The following is an 18,701-nucleotide window of genomic DNA, read 5'->3' on the forward strand; positions in this document are numbered from 1 at the left end:
TTTAACTTTGTGCGTTAAATTTTTATAACCATTAACCCTACTAAAATCTATGGGATTTTTTGATTTCATGACCGAGGATATTGCAATTGACCTTGGTACCGCAAACACTCTGATAATACACAACGACAAAGTTGTAATTGACAGCCCTTCAATTGTTGCCAGAGACCGAATATCGGGGAAAATTATCGCTGTTGGAAAAGAAGCCAACATGATGCAGGGAAAAACCCATGAAAACATAAAAACCATACGTCCTTTGAAAGATGGGGTTATCGCCGATTTTGATGCGTCTGAAAAAATGATCAGTATGTTCATCAAAAGCATACCCGCGTTGAAGAAAAAAATGTTTACTCCGGCACTTAGAATGGTGGTTTGTATTCCATCCGGAATTACCGAAGTGGAAATGCGAGCGGTAAAAGAAAGTTGCGAACGTGTAAACGGAAAAGAAGTATACTTAATCCACGAACCCATGGCTGCAGCTATTGGTATTGGTATTGATATTATGCAACCAAAAGGAAACATGATTGTAGATATTGGTGGTGGAACAACTGAAATTGCTGTTATCGCTTTAGGCGGAATTGTTTGTGACAAATCAGTTAAGATTGCGGGTGACGTTTTTACGAATGATATCGTGTATTATATGAGAACGCAACACAATTTATTTGTGGGTGAAAGCACTGCTGAAAAAATCAAAATTACAATTGGTGCGGCAACTGATGATTTAGAAACGCCACCAGATGATATGTCAGTTCAAGGAAGAGATTTATTGACTGGGAAACCAAAACAGGTTGAAGTATCGTATAGAGAAATCTCCAAAGCATTAGACAAATCGATACAACGTATTGAAGATGCCATCATGGAAACCTTATCGCAAACACCGCCGGAATTAGCAGCTGATATTTACAACACAGGTATTTATCTTGCGGGTGGAGGCTCTATGTTGAGAGGATTGGACAAACGAATTTCCCAAAAAACAGATTTGCCGGTATATATTGCGGAAGATCCATTAAGAGCTGTTGTTCGCGGAACCGGAATGGCGCTTAAAAATATTCCGAAATTCAGAAGCATACTTATAAAATAGTACTTGTTGTGGAAACACTGAACACTTATTACTGAACACTGAACACTAGAAAAAAATGCAGCAAATATTTAATTTTGTACTTAAAAACAGTAATCGCTTACTGTTTTTGCTGCTTTTGGTATTATCACTTTTGCTCACTATTCAATCCCATTCTTATCACAAAAGCAAAGTCATAAGTTCTGCTAATTTCTTTACCGGCGGAATCTACGAAAAGATAAATAACGTTGATGAGTATTTTGGTTTAAGAGAGCAAAATGAAGAGCTGGCCAAAGAAAATGCCCGTTTAAAATCGCTTTTGTTCAATCAAAAAGACACCACAAAACTACCTCAGTTAGACTCCATTAAAGGGGTTAAGAAAATGGATATCGTCGTTTCCAAAGTCATTCATAACTCGTATAGTATTCTTGAAAATTATATCACGATTAACAATGGTGCAACTTCGGGAATTAAACCTAATATGGGCGTAATAAACAGTGCCGGAATTGTTGGGATTATAGATAAAACTTCAAAAAACTATTCTACTATCATCAGTGTTTTAAATGTGAAATCTCAAATCAATGCCAAAATTAAAAAATCAAATCACTTTGGTTCATTAGTTTGGAATGGTAAAAGTACTGGCTTTGTTCAGTTGATAGATGTGCCGCGATTGGCGGGAGTCCGCAAAGGCGATACTATTGTAACCGGAGGTCAGTCAATCATATTCCCTGAAAATATTGGAATCGGAACTATAGACAAAGTATACATTGACGACGAAACCAATTATTACACTTTGGATATTAGACTATTCAATGACATGACCAATTTGGGACATGTTTATATAATTAAAAATAAAGACACGGAAGAAATTACCACTTTAGAAAATCAAAGTAAGAAAGATGAATAGTGCCTTGTTAGGAAATATTGCGCGTTTTATTTTGTTGCTTGCAGCACAGATATTGATATTCAACAGAATTGATCTTTTTGGCTTTATCAATCCGTTTCCATATGTGCTTTTCATTGTTTTATATCCTGTAAACGGAAACAAAAGCGGTTTATTAGTTGCTAGCTTTTTCTTGGGATTACTGATGGATATGTTTTGGAATTCGGGTGGAGTTCATGCCGCAGCTTGTTTGGTTCTTGCCTATTTCAGACCCGCAATTTTTAAATTTTCATTTGGTTTAAGTTATGAATACCAAACCGTTAGACTAAATGATGTTTTAACTCCGGAACGATTTTCATTTTTACTAATTGCCGTTGTAATGCATCACTTTGTATTGTTTGTACTCGAAGTTTTCAAAGTAAGTTTCCTTTGGGATATTTTAGTCCGAACCGTATTAAGTACCATTTTTACAATTATTACTTGTATTATTATTATCTATATCATTAAGCCAAGTAAGCGATGAGAAAAGTTTTGTTGCCCACAATTATTTTTATCGCTACAATTTTACTTGTTTTACGCCTTTTTTATTTACAAGTAATCGATGATACACTTAAATTGGCATCGGATAACAACGCGATAAAAATCGCTTATGATTATCCGGAACGTGGTTATATTTATGATAGAACAGGTAACCTTTTAGTAGCCAATCAGCCTTCTTATGATATCATGGTTATCCCAAAAGATATCAAAGATTTAGACACAACCGAATTCTGTTCGTTACTAAAAATCACCAAAGAAGACTTTCTTAAAAAAGTAGCCAAAGCTAAAGTATATAGTCCCAGACTTCCTTCTGTTTTTCTATCGCAACTGAATAAAAAAGAGTACGCTGCTTTTCAGGAAATTCAGAGAAAGTTTGTTGGCTTTTATATTCAGAAACGTGCTTTAAGAGATTATCAGGTAGCATTTGGCGCTAATGTTTTTGGGTTTATCACTCAAGTGAATGATAAAATTATTCAAAAAAATAAGTATTACAATAGTGGCGATTTAATTGGGAGACAAGGTGTTGAAGAAAGTTACGAAGATTTTTTACGTGGTGTAAAAGGAGTAAAATACATTCAAAAAGATAAATATAACCGAGATATTGGTTCCTATAAAGAAGGGAAATTTGATACCATTGCCGTTCAAGGAAGTGATATTAATTTGAGTATTGATGCCGAACTCCAAAAATATGGAGAAGAATTAATGGTTAACAAACGTGGTGGAATTGTAGCAATCGAACCAAAAACCGGTGAAATTTTAGCTTTAGTAACTGCTCCCTCTTATGATCCTGCCATTTTGGTGGGAAGACAGCGATCTAAAAACTACACTACTTTATATAAAGACTCTATTGCAAAACCTTTGTACGATAGAGGATTGTTGGCAGAATACACGCCTGGTTCGCCATTTAAAATTCTAACCGGATTAGTTGCTTTACAAGAAGGCGCGATTAATGAAACTACCGCTTTTGTTTGTCGTCACGGTTTTAGTTACGCGCCAGGTCGTTTTATGAAATGTCACTGCCATGGTGGTTCTATTCAATTTCATAGAGGAATTTACGAATCTTGTAATACGTTCTTCTCAAGCTCTTATATGAAAACAATTGACAAGTATAACAATCCGCCAAAAGGGGTTGATGTGTGGAGCAATCACTTGAAAAGTTTTGGTTTAGGACAGTTTATGGGTTATGATTTGCCAACTGGAAAGAAGGGTAACCTGCCTACATCCAAAACATATAAAAAAATGTATCCTGGTTGGGGCTGGTCAAGCAAGACGATTGTTTCTAATGCTATTGGTCAAGGGGAAGTTTTAATGACTCCAATTCAATTAGCCAACATGATTGCTATCGTTGCTAATCGTGGTTATTATTATACGCCTCATATTATCAAAAAAATTAAAGGTCATGCTATTGATAAAAAATTCACAACAAAACATGTAACCACCGTTGACAAAAAATATTTCGAGCCTATGATTAGCGGATTATTTGACGTTTATAATTTAGGTACGGCACATGGTTTAAATGTTGAAGGTATTGATATTTGTGGGAAAACAGGAACAGCAGAAAATTTTGCAAAAATTAATGGTAAAAGAGTAAAACTTCAGGATCACTCTATATTTGTGGCTTTTGCGCCAAAGGATAATCCCAAAATTGCCATTGCTGTTTTTGTTGAAAATGGCTATTGGGGAGCTCGTTGGGCTGGACCAATTACAAGTTTGATGATTGAAAAATATATCAAAAGAAAAATTACAAGAACCGATTTAGAAAAACGAATGCTGGAAGGAAGTCTTCAAGGTGAATACAATAAATATTATGCAAATCCGATTGTAGATACTTTGACTAAATCAAAAATTGATGGTCCTGCAAAACCAATTGTATTAAAACCGGAAGTTAAAGTAGCTAAGCCGGAAGTTAAAATAAATGATGCTCCAGAAAATTAGTTTCTAAAAAAATGAAAAATCAAAGTGTAACCAATAATCTAGACTGGATAAGTATTGTTATCTATTTCACATTAGTGATATTAGGATGGCTGAATATCTATTCGTCTTCATTATCTTCGATAGAACAAGAAGCTTCGATTTTTGACTTCACCCAAATCTATGGTAAACAATTTATGTTTATCATCCTTACGATTCCGTTAATATTTGTTGTGCTATCTGTTGACGGAAAGTTTTACGAAAAATTTTCCAGTGTAATTTATGTCATTGGTTTATTGTCATTAGCCGGTTTATTTGTTTTTGGAAAAACCATAAAAGGCCAAGCCAATTGGTACTCTTTTGGATCGTTTGGTATACAACCTTCCGAGTTTGTAAAAGCTGCAACTGCTTTAGCTTTGGCAAAATATTTAAGTGATGTTCAAGTCAATTTAAAAGATTTAAACAGACAAATACAAGTGCTGGGAATCCTATTTTTACCCATATTATTAATTGTCCCTCATGACCCTGGAAGCGCCTTAATTTATAGTGTTTTCATATTGGTTTTATACAGAGAAGGATTGCCTTCATGGTATGTTTGGACAGGCTTTATAGCGTTGGTTTTATTTGTATTGGCCTTGGTAGTAAAACCTATAATATTAACCGGAATTGCTTTAGTCGTCATCCTTTTTATATACTACAGAAGCCGTATCATAAATAGAAACTGGATTTTGAGTTCCCTAATATTTGTGATGATTGGTGGCTTTGTCTATTCTGTCGATTATGTTTTTGTAAATGTATTTAAACAACATCACAGAGACCGATTTAATATTCTTTTGGGTAAAGAAGTCGATATGAAAGGTATTGGTTATAACACTAATCAATCTGAAATTGCTATCGGATCTGGTGGTTGGTTTGGCAAAGGTTATCTTGAAGGAACACAAACTAAAGGTGGTTTTGTGCCAGAACAGCATACCGATTATATCTTTACAACGGTTGGCGAAGAATGGGGATTTTTGGGTTGTCTTTTTGTAATAGGTCTTTTCCTTTGTTTAATCATGCGGATTATCTATTTGGCAGAAAGGCAAAAAACCAAGTTTAGCCGAGTCTATGGCTATTGTGTCGCTGGAATATTATTTATTCACTTTTTTGTAAATATTGCTATGGTAGCAGGTATATTCCCAACCATCGGTGTTCCACTTCCATTCTTTTCTTATGGTGGTTCCGGACTTTGGGGCTTTACAATTTTGCTTTTTATCTTCCTAAAAATGGATGCCAACAAAGTCAATGAGTGGTAGTTTTAATAACCATTTTAATAAAAAAGCCATCTCGTAAAAAATGAGATGGCTTTTCCTTTAGAACGATAAATCAATTTACGATTTTACTAGTTTGTCTTTCTTAACTTTAGTTGTTAATCCTTTATTATCCGCAGATTGCAAATCATTTAGAATATGAATCGCTTCTTCGATATAGATATCTTTTGTCAAACTTTCATGCCATCTGTCTCGTTTCTCTTTCAGGACAGAATCCTTATTCATTTCATCAATTTCATAAGGAAGTGAATTAAAATCAAACGAGTTTTTATAATCGACAATCGGTTTGTATTTTTTATTTTTTTCGTCCAATGATTTTTGTTCAGCCTTGAATTTATCAATATTTAAGCTATAAACATTTTCTTTATTTCTTTCATCCAACCATTTCGCATTATCATCAATAAGGTTCATTTGAGCATTGTTACTCATTCTTTCTCTGCTTTTTGCAATAGCTAAATCAAAGTTGTTTTGTTTGTCCCAAATTTTATAATCAGCCGGATCAATTTTATCCCATGGCATCGCATTATCAATATCTCTTTCTCCCATTTTTAGATAAGAATATCTGTCCGGAATAGCGATATCACTTTTCACTCCCTCTAATTGAGTAGAACCACCATTTATTCTGTAGAATTTTTGAGTTGTAGTTTTTAGTGCACCCAAATCTCCATAAGTGCTTCCACGAACAAACTGATTTAAATCAATTACATTTTGAACAGTTCCTTTTCCGTAAGACTGCTTGCTTCCAATGATTATACCTCGCTTGTAATCCTGAATAGCCGCTGCTAAAATCTCTGAAGCTGAAGCTGAAAATTCATTAATCATTACTACCAACGGACCATCCCATTGTACTTTCGCATCTCTATCATACAGCACTTCTTTTTTCCCTGCCGCTGATTTAATTTGAACTATTGGTCCTTGATCAATAAATAAACCTGCAATATCAACTACAGTTTTCAAAGAACCTCCTCCGTTATCTCTAACATCCATAACAATACCTTGAACACCTTCTCTTTTTAATCTCTCTACTTCTATTGCGACATCTTTCCCCGCATCACGACTATTTTGGTCTTCAAAATCGATATAAAATTTTGGCAAATAAATTATACCATATTTAAAGCCATCTTTCTCAACGACACTTGATTTTACATAGGTTTCTTCAATTTCAACTTGATCACGAACAATAGTAATCACTTTTATGGAACCGTCTGTTTTCTTAACCGTTAAACGAACTTCTGTTCCTTTTGGCCCCTTTATTTTTTTGACAACATCATCTAATCGCATGCCTACAACATCAACAGGATCGGCATCAGCTTGAGCAACTTTCAAAACAATATCTCCGGCTTCAAGCTCTTTTCCTCTCCAAGCTGGACCACCAGAAATTAATTCTGTAATCTCTGTGAAATCATTTTTCTTTTGCAAACGAGCACCAATTCCTTCCAGTTTGCCACTCATACTAACATCAAATTTCTCTTTTTCATTTGGAGCAAAATAAGAAGTGTGTGGGTCAAAACGTGACGCTATAGCATTTACATATATAGAAAACCAATCTTCTCTTTCCAAATCTTTTATAAAACTAAAGTTGTCATTCAAAGAGGTTAATGTGCTTTCTCTCGTTTCTTTTTCGAGCTGCTCATATGTTTTTGGCGTTTGATTTTTCCTTTTCTCAACATCAGCAATAAATTTCTTTTCTGATTCAGGTGTAAGTTTGTCTCCTTGATTAGCTCTAAACTCTTTTAACTTTTCTTCTAAAGTTTTACTTTTATCTTTTGTTAAATCTTCCTCCAATTTTTGTTTCTCAACTAACGATGATAAAGTGGATAATTTCACTTGTAAACGCCATCTCTCTTTCAGTTCCTGTATGTTTTTACAAAATGGTAATTTTTCGTAATCTGTATTTATAGATTCCAATTTTTTGTAATCAAATGGTTTTTCTAAAGCCAATTTATAATAGGTTTTACTTTCTTCCATTCTCTGCATTAGTCGAGTGTAAGTCAAATCAAAAAAGGTCAAATCTTTGCTTTTGATTTGGTCGTCAATTTGAGTTTCGTATTTCGCAAACTCATCAATATCCGATTGCATGAAGAACCTTTTTGATGGATCTAATGCATTCAAATAATCTTTATAGACGCCTTTTGAAAAAGTATCATCGATGGCTGTCGGATTATAATGCCCTTTTTCAATAACGAACGTCAATAATTCTATCAACATTTTATCTTTCTCAGGATCAGAAGATTTCTCTTTTGGCATAAAACTCCACAACGCAACTGATAACAACGTAATTACCAGAAGCACTTTATAGTTTCTTTTCATAAATTGAATTATTTTAATCATTAATTATTGGTCTAAAGTAAACAAAAAACTATGCTAAGAATTTCTTGTCGAGATAATTTTTTGTTAAAAAAATTGTTGTCCTTATTGATTTACATCGCATGCTGGTTCAAAGTTATGAAAATGCAGCTATACAAATCTTAAAAATAGTTTAATTTTGCTGAACACAAGTCTAACAAAAACTGTGCTAGTTAAATAATTTCAAAAATATGATTTCCAAACCTACGATTTTAATTACCAATGATGACGGCATAAATGCTCCGGGAATTCGAGCCTTAATTTCAGTTATGGCAGAAATCGGTGAAGTGATTGTCGTGGCTCCCGATAGTCCGCAAAGTGCTATGGGGCATGCCATTACCATCAACAGCACTATTTATTTGAATAAAATTTCTGCCGAAAATTCCGTCATAACAGAATACAGTTGTTCGGGAACGCCTGTTGACTGTGTAAAATTGGCAGTCAACGAAATCTTGAAAAAGAAACCCGATTTGTGCGTGTCAGGTGTTAATCATGGTTCAAATTCTTCGATTAATGTTATTTATTCCGGAACGATGAGCGCTGCTGTTGAAGCCGGAATTGAAGGAATTCCCGCTATTGGTTTCTCCTTATTGGATTATGATTGGAATGCCGATTTTGAACAAATAAAACCTTATATCAAAAAAATTGCTTTAGAAGTTTTAGAAAAAAAACTATCCGATGGAACTGTTTTGAATGTTAATTTTCCCAAACTAAAAATGGAAGAAATTAAGGGAATTAAAATTTGCCGTCAAGCGAAAGCCATTTGGATGGAAAAATTTGATAAGCGACAAACACCTTATGGCAAAGATTATTATTGGTTAACAGGAGAATTTGTCAATCAGGACAAAGGCGAAGATACTGATGAATGGGCTTTGGCAAATGGTTACATTTCTATAGTTCCGGTACAATTTGATTTAACGGCGCATCATGCTATTGCCCAGCTTAACACTTGGAATTTATGACACCAGCTAGAGCGACTGCATTTTATTCAAATAACAAATATGCAAATATAAAATGAAATATTACATCATTGCCGGCGAAGCTTCGGGCGATTTACACGGTTCTAATTTGATGAAAGCACTTTACAAAGAAGACACTTTCGCCGATATCAGATTTTGGGGTGGCGATTTGATGCGAAATGTTGGTGGTACTCTAGTAAAACATTATCGTGAACTAGCTTTTATGGGTTTTGCAGAAGTAGTGATGAACTTGAAAACCATTCTCAATAACATTAAAATTTGTAAAACCGACATTGAAAAATTCAATCCCGATGTAATTATTTTTATTGATTATCCGGGTTTCAATATGCGCATTGCTAAATGGGCAAAGCAGAAAGGAATAAAAACATACTATTATATTGCGCCACAAATTTGGGCATGGAAAGAGAACCGTATCAAAGCCGTAAAAAGAGACTTTGACAAACTGTTTGTCATTCTTCCTTTTGAAAAAGATTTCTTTGAAGTAAAACATCATTTTCCGGTTGAGTTTGTTGGGCATCCATTGATTGATGCCATTCATACTCGCGTTAAAACAGATGAAGTTACATTCCGAAAAGAAAATAATTTAGACGAAAAACCAATTATCGCAATTCTTCCCGGAAGCCGGAAACAAGAAATCACGAAAATGCTGAGCGTTATGTTGAGCATAGTCAATGATTTTCCGGATTATCAATTTGTAATTGCCGGTGCACCAAGTCAGGAATATCATTTTTACGCACCCTTTTTGACTACTAAAAACGTGAAATTTATTTCGAATAAAACCTATGATTTGTTGAGTATCGCAACAGCAGCTTTGGTTACATCGGGAACTGCAACTTTGGAAACTGCCTTATTTAAAGTGCCCGAAGTGGTTTGCTACAAAGGAAGTTGGGCATCATATCAAATCGCTAAAAGGATTATTACGTTAAAGTATATTTCGTTAGTCAATTTGATTATGGATGAACAAGTCGTGACGGAACTTATTCAAGATAAATTCAACTCAAAAAATTTAAAGCAAGAGCTTTCTAAATTATTGGAAGAAAATCACAGAAAAGTGCTATTGAAAAAATATGACGACTTAGAATCTAAACTTGGAGGCATTGGTGCCAGTGAAAAAACTGCTAAAATAATCGTTAAAGTGTTAAAAAGTTTGGTTTAAGTGTTTAATATACTATATTTGCTTACTAACCTAAGTGAATGAAAAACATATTTAAAATAGTTCTCGTTTCTATTGTATGCGGCAGTACTTTTGCCTCAAATACAATGGGTGATGCTATTTTAAACGAAGTTACTACTTTGAGCAATTCGACAAAAAGTTTTAATACCGATCCAAAGAAAAAAGACACTAAAAAATATCCCCTTAACAATAAAAATGCAACCGATATTTTTATTGAAAACAATACGGATAGTTATCTGGCATTACAGCTCATTAATGTTGCTTCAGATAATTTAGGAACTAGTTATCGCTCTGGCGGAACAACTCCAGCAGGTTTTGATTGTTCCGGTTTAATGTATTCCACTTTCAAAAAATTTGACATTACGCTTCCTCGTTCATCACATGAAATGGCAGAAGTTGGCACAGAAATTAACCCTGAGAAAGCCAAAAAAGGAGATCTTATTTTCTTTATTAATCGAGGTCAGCATCGAATAAATCATGTTGGTATGATTGTCGAAGTAAATGGTGATGAGATTAAATTTATTCATTCTTCAACAACTGGTGGCGTAATGATTTCATCGTTAAAAGAATCTTATTACGAAAGAACTTTTAAACAAATCAACAGAATTATAGAATAATTTTCTTGCAAGAATTGAATTTTTACGTACTTTTATTATGTGAAAATCTTACAATTCCCTTTGGCAAGAATATTTATCGGATTTCTATTTGGGATACTTTTGTGTCGGATAGTAAGTCTGAACTCGGTTTTTGTGTTTACTAGTTTGGCTTTAGGCATAGTTGGATTATGTATTTCTTCCCTTTACAGTCAAAAAAGACCTTTTTACAAAATCCTTTTTGGAAGTTTTGTTTTTCTCTTATCTACTCTTATCGGAATTTCAACAGCACTGATTCACAAAGAGAACGCAAACCCATTTCATTACACCAATCAAATTACCGATTATGAAAAAGTTCATAAGCTGGATTTGCTATTGGTGGAAAAGCTAAAGAGTACTCAAAAAAATAATCGCTATGTAAGCTTAGTTAAAGAACTTGACGGTAATAGAAGTTATGGAAAAATTATTCTCAATATTGCTAAAAGAGATACTGTTAAGAATCTGAAAATTGGCAATCATTTAATGGTCATTGGAATCGTTTTTAAAAACAAAACACCATTAAATCCAAACTTGTTCGATTATAGTAAATACCTTGAAAATCAGGAAATATATGTTCAGGTTTATACAAAACCGAATCAAATCAAAATTGGAAATTATGAGTCGGGTTTGTGGGCAAGTTTTTCGAATTTCAGGGAAACCATCATTTCAAATTTAGAACATTCCGCTATTTCAAAAGAAGAATTAAATGTCTTGAATGCATTAATCCTTGGGCAACAACAAGACATTTCCCCTGAAGTTTTGAAAGATTATCAATATGCCGGAGCGGTTCATGTTTTGTCTGTTTCCGGTTTGCATGTGGGTTTTATTTTGCTGTTTATTACCTTTTTGCTAAAACCAATTAGCAATTCGAGAAAAGGTTCATTGTTGAAATTGCTTATCGTCGTTTTGTCTCTTTGGTCATTTGCCATTTTGGCTGGTTTAGCGCCATCAATCGTGCGTTCTGTAACCATGTTTTCTTTTCTTGCAATTGGAATTCATCTAAGAAGAACGGTCAATATTTACCATACGTTGTTGGTTTCAATGTTGCTAATTTTACTATTCAAACCTTCCTTTTTGTTTGATGTCGGATTTCAACTGAGTTATCTTGCTTTATTTTTTATTATTTGGTTACAACCTGTTTTGTCAAGCATTTGGCAACCAAAAAACAAAATCATCAACTACTTTTGGGATATTATCACCGTTTCTTTTGCCGCACAAATTGGCGCCATGCCATTAAGTATTTACTATTTTCATCAATTTCCGGGATTGTTTTTTGTAACCAATTTGCTTATTCTGCCTTTACTCGGAATAATTATGGCGGTTGGTGTTTTGGCAGTTCTGATCGCTACATTTCATACTGTTCCTGAATTTATTGCAAAACCAATTGAGTTTCTGATTGCTTTTCTTAATAGGATAATTCATTGGGTTGCTTCTTTTGATTTTTTTGTTTTTAAAAACATTTCGTTTTCAACTGCAATGCTGTCGAGTTCCTATTTGGTAATTATTCTAATCATTCTATGGATTAAAACGCCAACTTTCAAGAGACTTACAGTAGCTTTTACAAGTATTCTTCTATTACAAATTATTTTTATTATTCAAAAAAAGCAAACTCAAAATAATGATGAGCTAATTATTTTTAACTGTAAAAAGAACACAATCATAACCAAAAGAATTGGTAATGCTGTGACATTATATAGCAATGATAGTATTCGGGAAAATCTGAGTTCTAATTTACTTATTCAATCCTATTTGGTTGGAAATTTTTGTGAAGCTAAAGCAAAAAAACCATTGCAAAACGTACTGTATTTCAAACATCAAAAAATGCTAATCATAGACAGTTCGTGTGTTTACACAAAAGGGATTCATCCTGATGTTTTAGTTATTATTCAATCACCAAAACTGAATATGCAACGTTTACTCAAAACCTATAAACCCAAAGAAATTGTTGTTGATGGTTCAAACTTTAAAAGTTATATCCGGCTTTGGGAAGCAACGTGTAGAAAAGAAAAAATCCCTTTTCATAATACTAATGAAAAAGGATTTTATAAGATTTAATTTTTTTAGTTTGTAGTGAAACCACTTTTTGTTGATTTATTAGCGAGTATTTGATCTGCATTAGCTAACCAAGTAGTTGGTCCACCGGCAAGGTAACCGGTACTTCCTAATTTTTCAAGATTGATTTTTCCGTCTTTTTTGCTTGCGTTTACAATCCAAACTGTTGGATATCCTTGAACCGCAAAAGTTTGTTGTAATTCGGAGTTTTGTTTTTGAATTGCCGGATCTTGTGCTGTTTTTCTTGGAAAGTCTAACTCAACAAGTACCACATTTTTTTTTGCCCATTTTTCAAATTCCGGAGTTTTGAAAACTTCTTTTTGCAAACGAATACACCATCCGCACCAATCGCTTCCTGTGAAAAACAAAAACAATGGCTTTTTAGATTTTTTAGAAATCTTCATTGCCTCGTTCATATCAGTTTGCCATTTAACCTCTTGCGCTTGTATTGTTAACGAACCCAAGATTAGAAATAAAGTGATTACTATTTTTTTCATTGTTTTAAATTTTTTCAAATATAACAAAAAGAATGCCAAATAAATGTCATCTATCTGACACCATGCATCAATTTTTTTATAATTGGAGACATTAATATTGATAGCAGCGCCATGGTTACAGAAATTATTGTCAATAACCAAAAGAAATAACTCAATCCATGTTCGTCAGCAATTTTATCTATGTTTTCACCAAAAATCCCAGCGCCTTTCATCCCAATGGCAACTGCCAAATACCATACGCCAAACATAAAAGCAATCATTCTGGCCGGCACCAATTTACTAACGTATGACAATCCAACAGGTGAAATACACAACTCGCCCATAGTGTGAAAAAGATACACTAAAATCAGCCAAATCATGCTAACAGATGCCGTTTTTGCTCCGGGTTCAATTCCGTTTGCGCCTATTGCGATACAAGCCATTCCCAATCCAAGAAATAGCATTCCGATTCCGTATTTTATATTAGCCGTTGGATTGTATTTACTTTCCCACCATTTTGAAAATAATGGTGCTAAGGAAATAATAAACAGTGAATTTAAAGTCGAAAACCAAGTTGCCGGAACTTCGGTAAGTGGTGTCGCAACCTTATCAATTTTCAATAAATCAAGTGTGCTGTCAGAAAGTGATAAAACTCCGGCGGTGTAATAATCTTTAACTAGCATCCAGATAGCAATACTCCAAATAATAACAAAGCTTACACTTAGAATAATATTCGCGACCGCATAATTTTTAAAAGTTTGCCTAAACATTTTCAACATTAACCAGGTAATAATAGCTAAAGGCAAAATCGTCATTAAGGAATTGACAATTAAGAAAATCATGCTCCAATTTCCTTCCAAAACTCTATCAGTATAATCTTTTGCAAAAATGGTTAAACTGTTTGGTGATTGCTCAAATATAGCCCAAAAGAAAATGGCCAGAAAAGCAAAAAAGGTAACTGCCATTAATTTCTCGCGTGTAATTTTAGAATACTGTGTAAAACGATAAATCAGTAAAATAATGAACAATCCTAAAGCGGTTGAAATAGCGGTTGAATTTCCGTTACTTCCCAAAAATCCGAAGACATCTATTTTACCTTCTGATATTTTTGAAACGGGAGCGTTTATTATCCAAAGTAATCCCAAAATAACTGAAATTGCAATAACCACCAACTGCCAAGACGTAAATGGATTTCTTTTGTCGTCATCCAAAGTTTCTTTTTTGGCTTTGCTTTCTTTATTTGGTTTCAATCCAATGTCGCCAAAAATATTTTGTGACAACCAAAACTGTATCATTCCAAAAAACATAAATATTCCGGCCAAACCAAAACCATAACCCCAACCTACTTTTTCACCTAAATAACCACACAATAATATTCCGAAAAAAGCTCCGGCGTTAACACCCATATAGAATAACGTATAGGCACCATCTTTTTTCTCCGGTCTGTCTTTATACATTTCAGAAATAATAGAAACCATATTTGGTTTGAAAAACCCATTTCCAAAAACCAATAATACCAAACCTAAATAAATGGAGAAATGGGTTTCAACTGCCATGGCAGCATGACCCAAAGTCATTAAGAAAGCACCGAGCATTACTGCCCATCGGAAGCCAATAACCTTGTCAGCAAAATAACCTCCCAGCATGGTTGACAAATAAACCAAACCTACATAAGACCCAAACAAAGCTGAAGCATTTTCTCTTGTCCAAGCCCAACCTCCATCTACTAATGAAGCCGTAAAAAACATAATAAGCAGAGAACGCATCCCATAGAATGAAAATCGTTCCCACATTTCTGTAAAAAATAAAACGAATAAGCCTGAAGGATGCCCTAAAACGGTGCTTTTAAAAAACTGATCTGTTGAATTTTGACTCATGGAGTAATTATTTTATTCCCTGCATTAATTTTTTTACCAATGGTGAAATGAGTATTAAGACTAATCCCGCTATCAGTGCATATATCGCTAATTGTTTATAGCCATCAGCATATACAGTAAGTTTTTCCAGATTTGTTGCGTTTTTTGAAGCTTTAGCAATATTAGCCCCTAATAATCCTGCGAAATATTGACCATACGCACTGGCCAGAAACCACATCCCCATCATTACGGCTTGCAATCTTGCGGGTGACAGCTTTGTCATGATTGACATTCCTATCGGTGACAGGCACAATTCGCCAAATGTAATAATGAACCACCCAAAAGTAAATAAATCCAGTGAAGTAATTCCATCGGCGTTTGCGAAAAATTTGGTGTAATAGAATATATAGAAACCGCCTGCGAGAAATAAGAATGCCAGTCCGAATTTAATCACGGTATTAGGCTCAATCTTTCTTTTGGCCATCCAGAGCCATACCAGTCCTACTAATGCTGCAAAAGCAATTACAAACAGGCCGTTTGCGGAATTGTTTACACCATTTGGATCAAGTGGAACCCCCAGAACTGTCTTATTTAAATTGCTTGCTGCGAAAAGACTCAATGAACCTCCGCTTTGTTCGAAAAAGGCCCAGAATACAATCGAGAATATGATTAATACCAAGGCTGCAAGTAGTTTTTTATTTTCTTTTAATGAGAAATGACGCATCTCATACAAAAGATAAATCAGCGAGCAGGGCCCAATGATATACATGAATATGTCGGTATAACCTGAATTGGATACCAATAGTATAACTACAGGAATGACAACAAGCGAACCTAGATAGGTAAGGAATTCGTAGGTTTTTCTTTTGCCGTCAGTTAATTCGAGCAAAGGAGATGTTCCGATTGAACCCAATGATTTCTGTGTCTGTACAAAAGTCAATAAACTTATTACCATTACTACTGCGGCAAATCCGAACGCGACGTTCCAGCGCAAATGTTCGGGAACAACGGAGGAAAGCATGCTTCCGTTTGCTACTGAGATGCAAAGATAACCGCCGATTATAGCACCTAGATTTATCCCCGCATAGAATAATGAAAAGCCGGCGTCTCTTCTGTTGTCATCGTCTTTGTATAGTTTCCCAACCATAGTTGATATATTAGGCTTAAAAAAACCCGTGCCAATTATCGTAAAGCTAATACCAAAAAAGAAGAATTGTTTTGGATCTATTGCAAGAATAGTACTTCCTACTATCATCAGGATTCCGCCCCAAAACAGGGACTTTCGGTAACCTAATATTTTGTCGGCAAACAAGCCGCCGATAAATGTGAAAGCATAAACAAAAGCCTGTGTGGCGCCATATTGCAGGTTGGCCACTTCATCATTCATCATCAGCTCATTGACCATGAAAATGACAAGCATTCCCCGCATTCCATAAAAGCAAAAACGTTCCCACATTTCAGAGAAAAATAAAGACCACAATTGTTTTGGGTATTTTCCCTTAAAATTTTGAATTTGATCTAGAGTCAGATTTTGTTCCATTTGTGTTTAAAATTAAAAAACCTCCAAGAGTTATTGGAGGTTTGAAAGATATAAAATATTTTTAAAGATTACTAACGAACGCCATGCATCATTTTTTTCAACTTAGGCGTTAATGCCATAAGAATTACAGCTGCAAATCCAGTAAGAATTACAAATACCATAAAGAATTCGAATAGATTGTGAATTTCAAATCCGACAAAAACAGGATTATGGTCAGTGATTTGATTGTCAGCAAGCAACTTCAATTGTTCTGCTGTTGGCGTTACTTTTTTATCCAAAACCGCTTGTAAATCGATACCCAATTCTTGTGCTTTTACAAACTTATCTCCAGTTGCTGGCAAGATAGAACCCAAAGTTCCAGCTAATGCATATCCTGAAGCATTTGATAAAAAGAATACTCCATATAATAAGGAAGAGAAACGTTTTGGCGATAGTTTACCAACTAATGATAATCCGATTGGGGACAAACACAATTCGGCTGCCGTTTGAATTAGATATAAAAGAATCAACCATTTGATGGCTAACAATCCGCTATTACCCAAATCTTTTACATTGTAAGCAATGATAAAATAACTTAAGGAAATCAAGGCTAAACCAACGGCTTGCTTTACAGGAGAAATTGGCTCTCTATCTTTACTTCTCAAATAATCCCACAACATACTAAACGGAACTGCAAAAGCCACAACGAACAATCCGTTAAAAATTTGCACCATCGATGGCGGCATATTATAGCCAAAGAAGTTTCTGTCAGTTTGATTATCGGCAATAAACGTTAAAGATGAACCGGCTTGTTCAAAGGCTGCCCAAAAGAAAATCACAAAGAAGGCTACAATATAAATAACCAAAATTCTATCTCTTTCTACTTTGGTTAAAGAGGAATCGGAAATAATTAATCCTGCTAAAGTAATACCACTTGAATAGATAACGGTGTATATCCAGTTTTGATCGACAACATAGTGAAAAATTGCGCCTAAAATGAAGAAAGAAGCAACAGCTCCAATTAAAGCTTTTTGAGAGAAAACAGCTTTTTGAGATTCACCTTCTTCATAATCATCCGATACGTTGTGTTTTGGCAAACCACCAAGAGGTCTTCCTTCTGGTGTAACTACATATTTATTTTTTAGGAAATAGAAAACAGCTGTTCCTATTAACATCGCCAATGACGCTGCTAAAAACCCCCATTTAAATGCGTGAATATCTCTAATTCCTGCATCATCTTTAACATCTCCCACAATCGGGCAAATTAATTGTCCTAAAAAAGCTCCCAAGTTGATACCCATATAGAAAATGGTAAATGCTGTATCTAGTTTTGATTTCTCTTGTTTTGGATACAAACTTCCGACCATTGAAGAAATATTTGGCTTAAAAAATCCATTTCCAAAAATGATAATTCCCAATGCTGACCACATTAAGGTATTTGCCAAACTAATGTTTGAACCAAAAACAGAAGCACTAAAAAACAATAAAAATTGTCCAGCTGCCATCATTAATCCACCAAGCAAGATGCAATTTCTATTTCCGAAGAAACGGTCAGAAATAAATCCACCTAACATTGGCGTTAAATAGCAAAGCCCTAAGAAACCTCCGTAAATCAAAGAAGCATCTTCTTCTTTCATCATCAAAGAATTTACAAGGAATAAAGTTAAGATCGCTCGCATTCCGTAGAAGTTGAACCTTTCCCACATTTCTGTTCCGAATAATACCCAAAGTCCTTTTGGATGTCCAGTTTTTACCGCTGTTTCACTCATTTTTTATTGTTTTAGTTTGGTTTTGAATAGTTTATTTTTCTTTATAAAAACTGTCAATTTTAGTGAAAAAATTACAATTACCAGCACTTTTTTGTGTTAAATGCAATTTTATGAAATTCATGTCTTGAGAAAAAGATTGGAAATTAGATTTTTAGAAGCGGGACTTTTGCTTTCTTTACACTTCTGCTCCCGCCATCCG

Annotated in this window: 14 protein-coding genes; 9 read left to right on the forward strand and 5 right to left on the reverse strand. The window is 34.5% G+C overall.

What is annotated here, in order from left to right:
• Nucleotides 1-49: 49 nt before the first annotated feature.
• From RMN97_RS04875 to rodA, 5 genes are read left to right on the forward strand one after another with little or no spacing between them, the layout of a single operon-like run.
• Nucleotides 50-1,078, forward strand: a complete 1,029-nt coding sequence (locus RMN97_RS04875) for a rod shape-determining protein (protein WP_236397682.1) — start codon at nt 50-52, stop codon at nt 1,076-1,078.
• Nucleotides 1,079-1,133: 55 nt separating this feature from the next.
• Nucleotides 1,134-1,961, forward strand: coding sequence for a rod shape-determining protein MreC (mreC, locus tag RMN97_RS04880; RefSeq protein WP_309613406.1), 828 nt, complete (start codon nt 1,134-1,136; stop codon nt 1,959-1,961).
• Nucleotides 1,954-2,460 carry a rod shape-determining protein MreD gene (locus RMN97_RS04885; protein WP_309613407.1) on the forward strand — a complete coding sequence of 169 codons (507 nt, stop codon included), beginning with the start codon at nt 1,954-1,956 and terminating at the stop codon, nt 2,458-2,460. Before mreC ends, RMN97_RS04885 begins: the two co-directional genes overlap by 8 nt.
• Nucleotides 2,457-4,412, forward strand: coding sequence for a penicillin-binding protein 2 (gene mrdA / locus RMN97_RS04890; protein ID WP_309613408.1), 1,956 nt, complete (start codon nt 2,457-2,459; stop codon nt 4,410-4,412). The genes RMN97_RS04885 and mrdA overlap by 4 nt, the downstream gene beginning before the upstream one ends.
• An 11-nt stretch (nt 4,413-4,423) precedes the next feature.
• Nucleotides 4,424-5,683, forward strand: coding sequence for a rod shape-determining protein RodA (rodA, locus tag RMN97_RS04895; RefSeq protein ID WP_309613409.1), 1,260 nt, complete (start codon nt 4,424-4,426; stop codon nt 5,681-5,683).
• 75 nt (nt 5,684-5,758) lie between these two features.
• Here rodA and RMN97_RS04900 read toward each other — a convergent pair whose 3' ends face one another.
• The gene (locus RMN97_RS04900) at nt 5,759-8,029 is read right to left on the reverse strand and encodes a carboxy terminal-processing peptidase (protein WP_309613410.1); all 2,271 of its coding nucleotides are present in this window, start codon (nt 8,027-8,029) and stop codon (nt 5,759-5,761) included.
• Between the two features lie 206 nt (nt 8,030-8,235).
• On the opposite strand from RMN97_RS04900, the gene surE reads away from it, so the two are divergent.
• Genes surE through RMN97_RS04920 form a run of 4 tightly spaced genes read left to right on the forward strand, consistent with a single transcriptional unit; the run spans nt 8,236 to nt 12,885 of the window.
• Nucleotides 8,236-9,006: a 5'/3'-nucleotidase SurE gene (gene surE / locus RMN97_RS04905; protein WP_309613411.1), complete on the forward strand. Its 771-nt coding sequence runs from the start codon at nt 8,236-8,238 to the stop codon at nt 9,004-9,006.
• A gap of 52 nt (nt 9,007-9,058) precedes the next feature.
• Entirely contained in the window at nt 9,059-10,180 is a 1,122-nt protein-coding gene (gene lpxB, locus RMN97_RS04910; RefSeq protein WP_309613412.1) for a lipid-A-disaccharide synthase, read from the forward strand.
• 38 nt (nt 10,181-10,218) lie between these two features.
• Nucleotides 10,219-10,815: a C40 family peptidase gene (locus RMN97_RS04915; RefSeq protein WP_309613413.1), complete on the forward strand. Its 597-nt coding sequence runs from the start codon at nt 10,219-10,221 to the stop codon at nt 10,813-10,815.
• A 60-nt stretch (nt 10,816-10,875) separates the two neighbouring features.
• The gene (locus RMN97_RS04920; protein ID WP_309613414.1) at nt 10,876-12,885 is read left to right on the forward strand and encodes a ComEC/Rec2 family competence protein; all 2,010 of its coding nucleotides are present in this window, start codon (nt 10,876-10,878) and stop codon (nt 12,883-12,885) included.
• 5 nt (nt 12,886-12,890) lie between these two features.
• Here the strand turns inward: RMN97_RS04920 and RMN97_RS04925 are convergent, their stop codons facing one another.
• From RMN97_RS04925 to RMN97_RS04940, 4 genes are all read right to left on the reverse strand, one after another.
• Complete coding sequence (locus RMN97_RS04925) at nt 12,891-13,379, reverse strand: thioredoxin family protein (RefSeq protein ID WP_309613415.1); 489 nt, start codon at nt 13,377-13,379, stop codon at nt 12,891-12,893.
• 50 nt (nt 13,380-13,429) lie between these two features.
• Nucleotides 13,430-15,235, reverse strand: coding sequence for an oligopeptide:H+ symporter (locus RMN97_RS04930; RefSeq protein ID WP_309613416.1), 1,806 nt, complete (start codon nt 15,233-15,235; stop codon nt 13,430-13,432).
• A 7-nt stretch (nt 15,236-15,242) separates the two neighbouring features.
• Nucleotides 15,243-16,754: a peptide MFS transporter gene (locus RMN97_RS04935; RefSeq protein ID WP_309613417.1), complete on the reverse strand. Its 1,512-nt coding sequence runs from the start codon at nt 16,752-16,754 to the stop codon at nt 15,243-15,245.
• Between the two features lie 71 nt (nt 16,755-16,825).
• The gene (locus RMN97_RS04940; RefSeq protein WP_309613418.1) at nt 16,826-18,502 is read right to left on the reverse strand and encodes a peptide MFS transporter; all 1,677 of its coding nucleotides are present in this window, start codon (nt 18,500-18,502) and stop codon (nt 16,826-16,828) included.
• Between the last annotated feature and the right edge of the window lie 199 nt (nt 18,503-18,701).

This window comes from Flavobacterium sp. (genome assembly GCF_031381455.1).
GTDB lineage: Bacteria > Bacteroidota > Bacteroidia > Flavobacteriales > Flavobacteriaceae > Flavobacterium.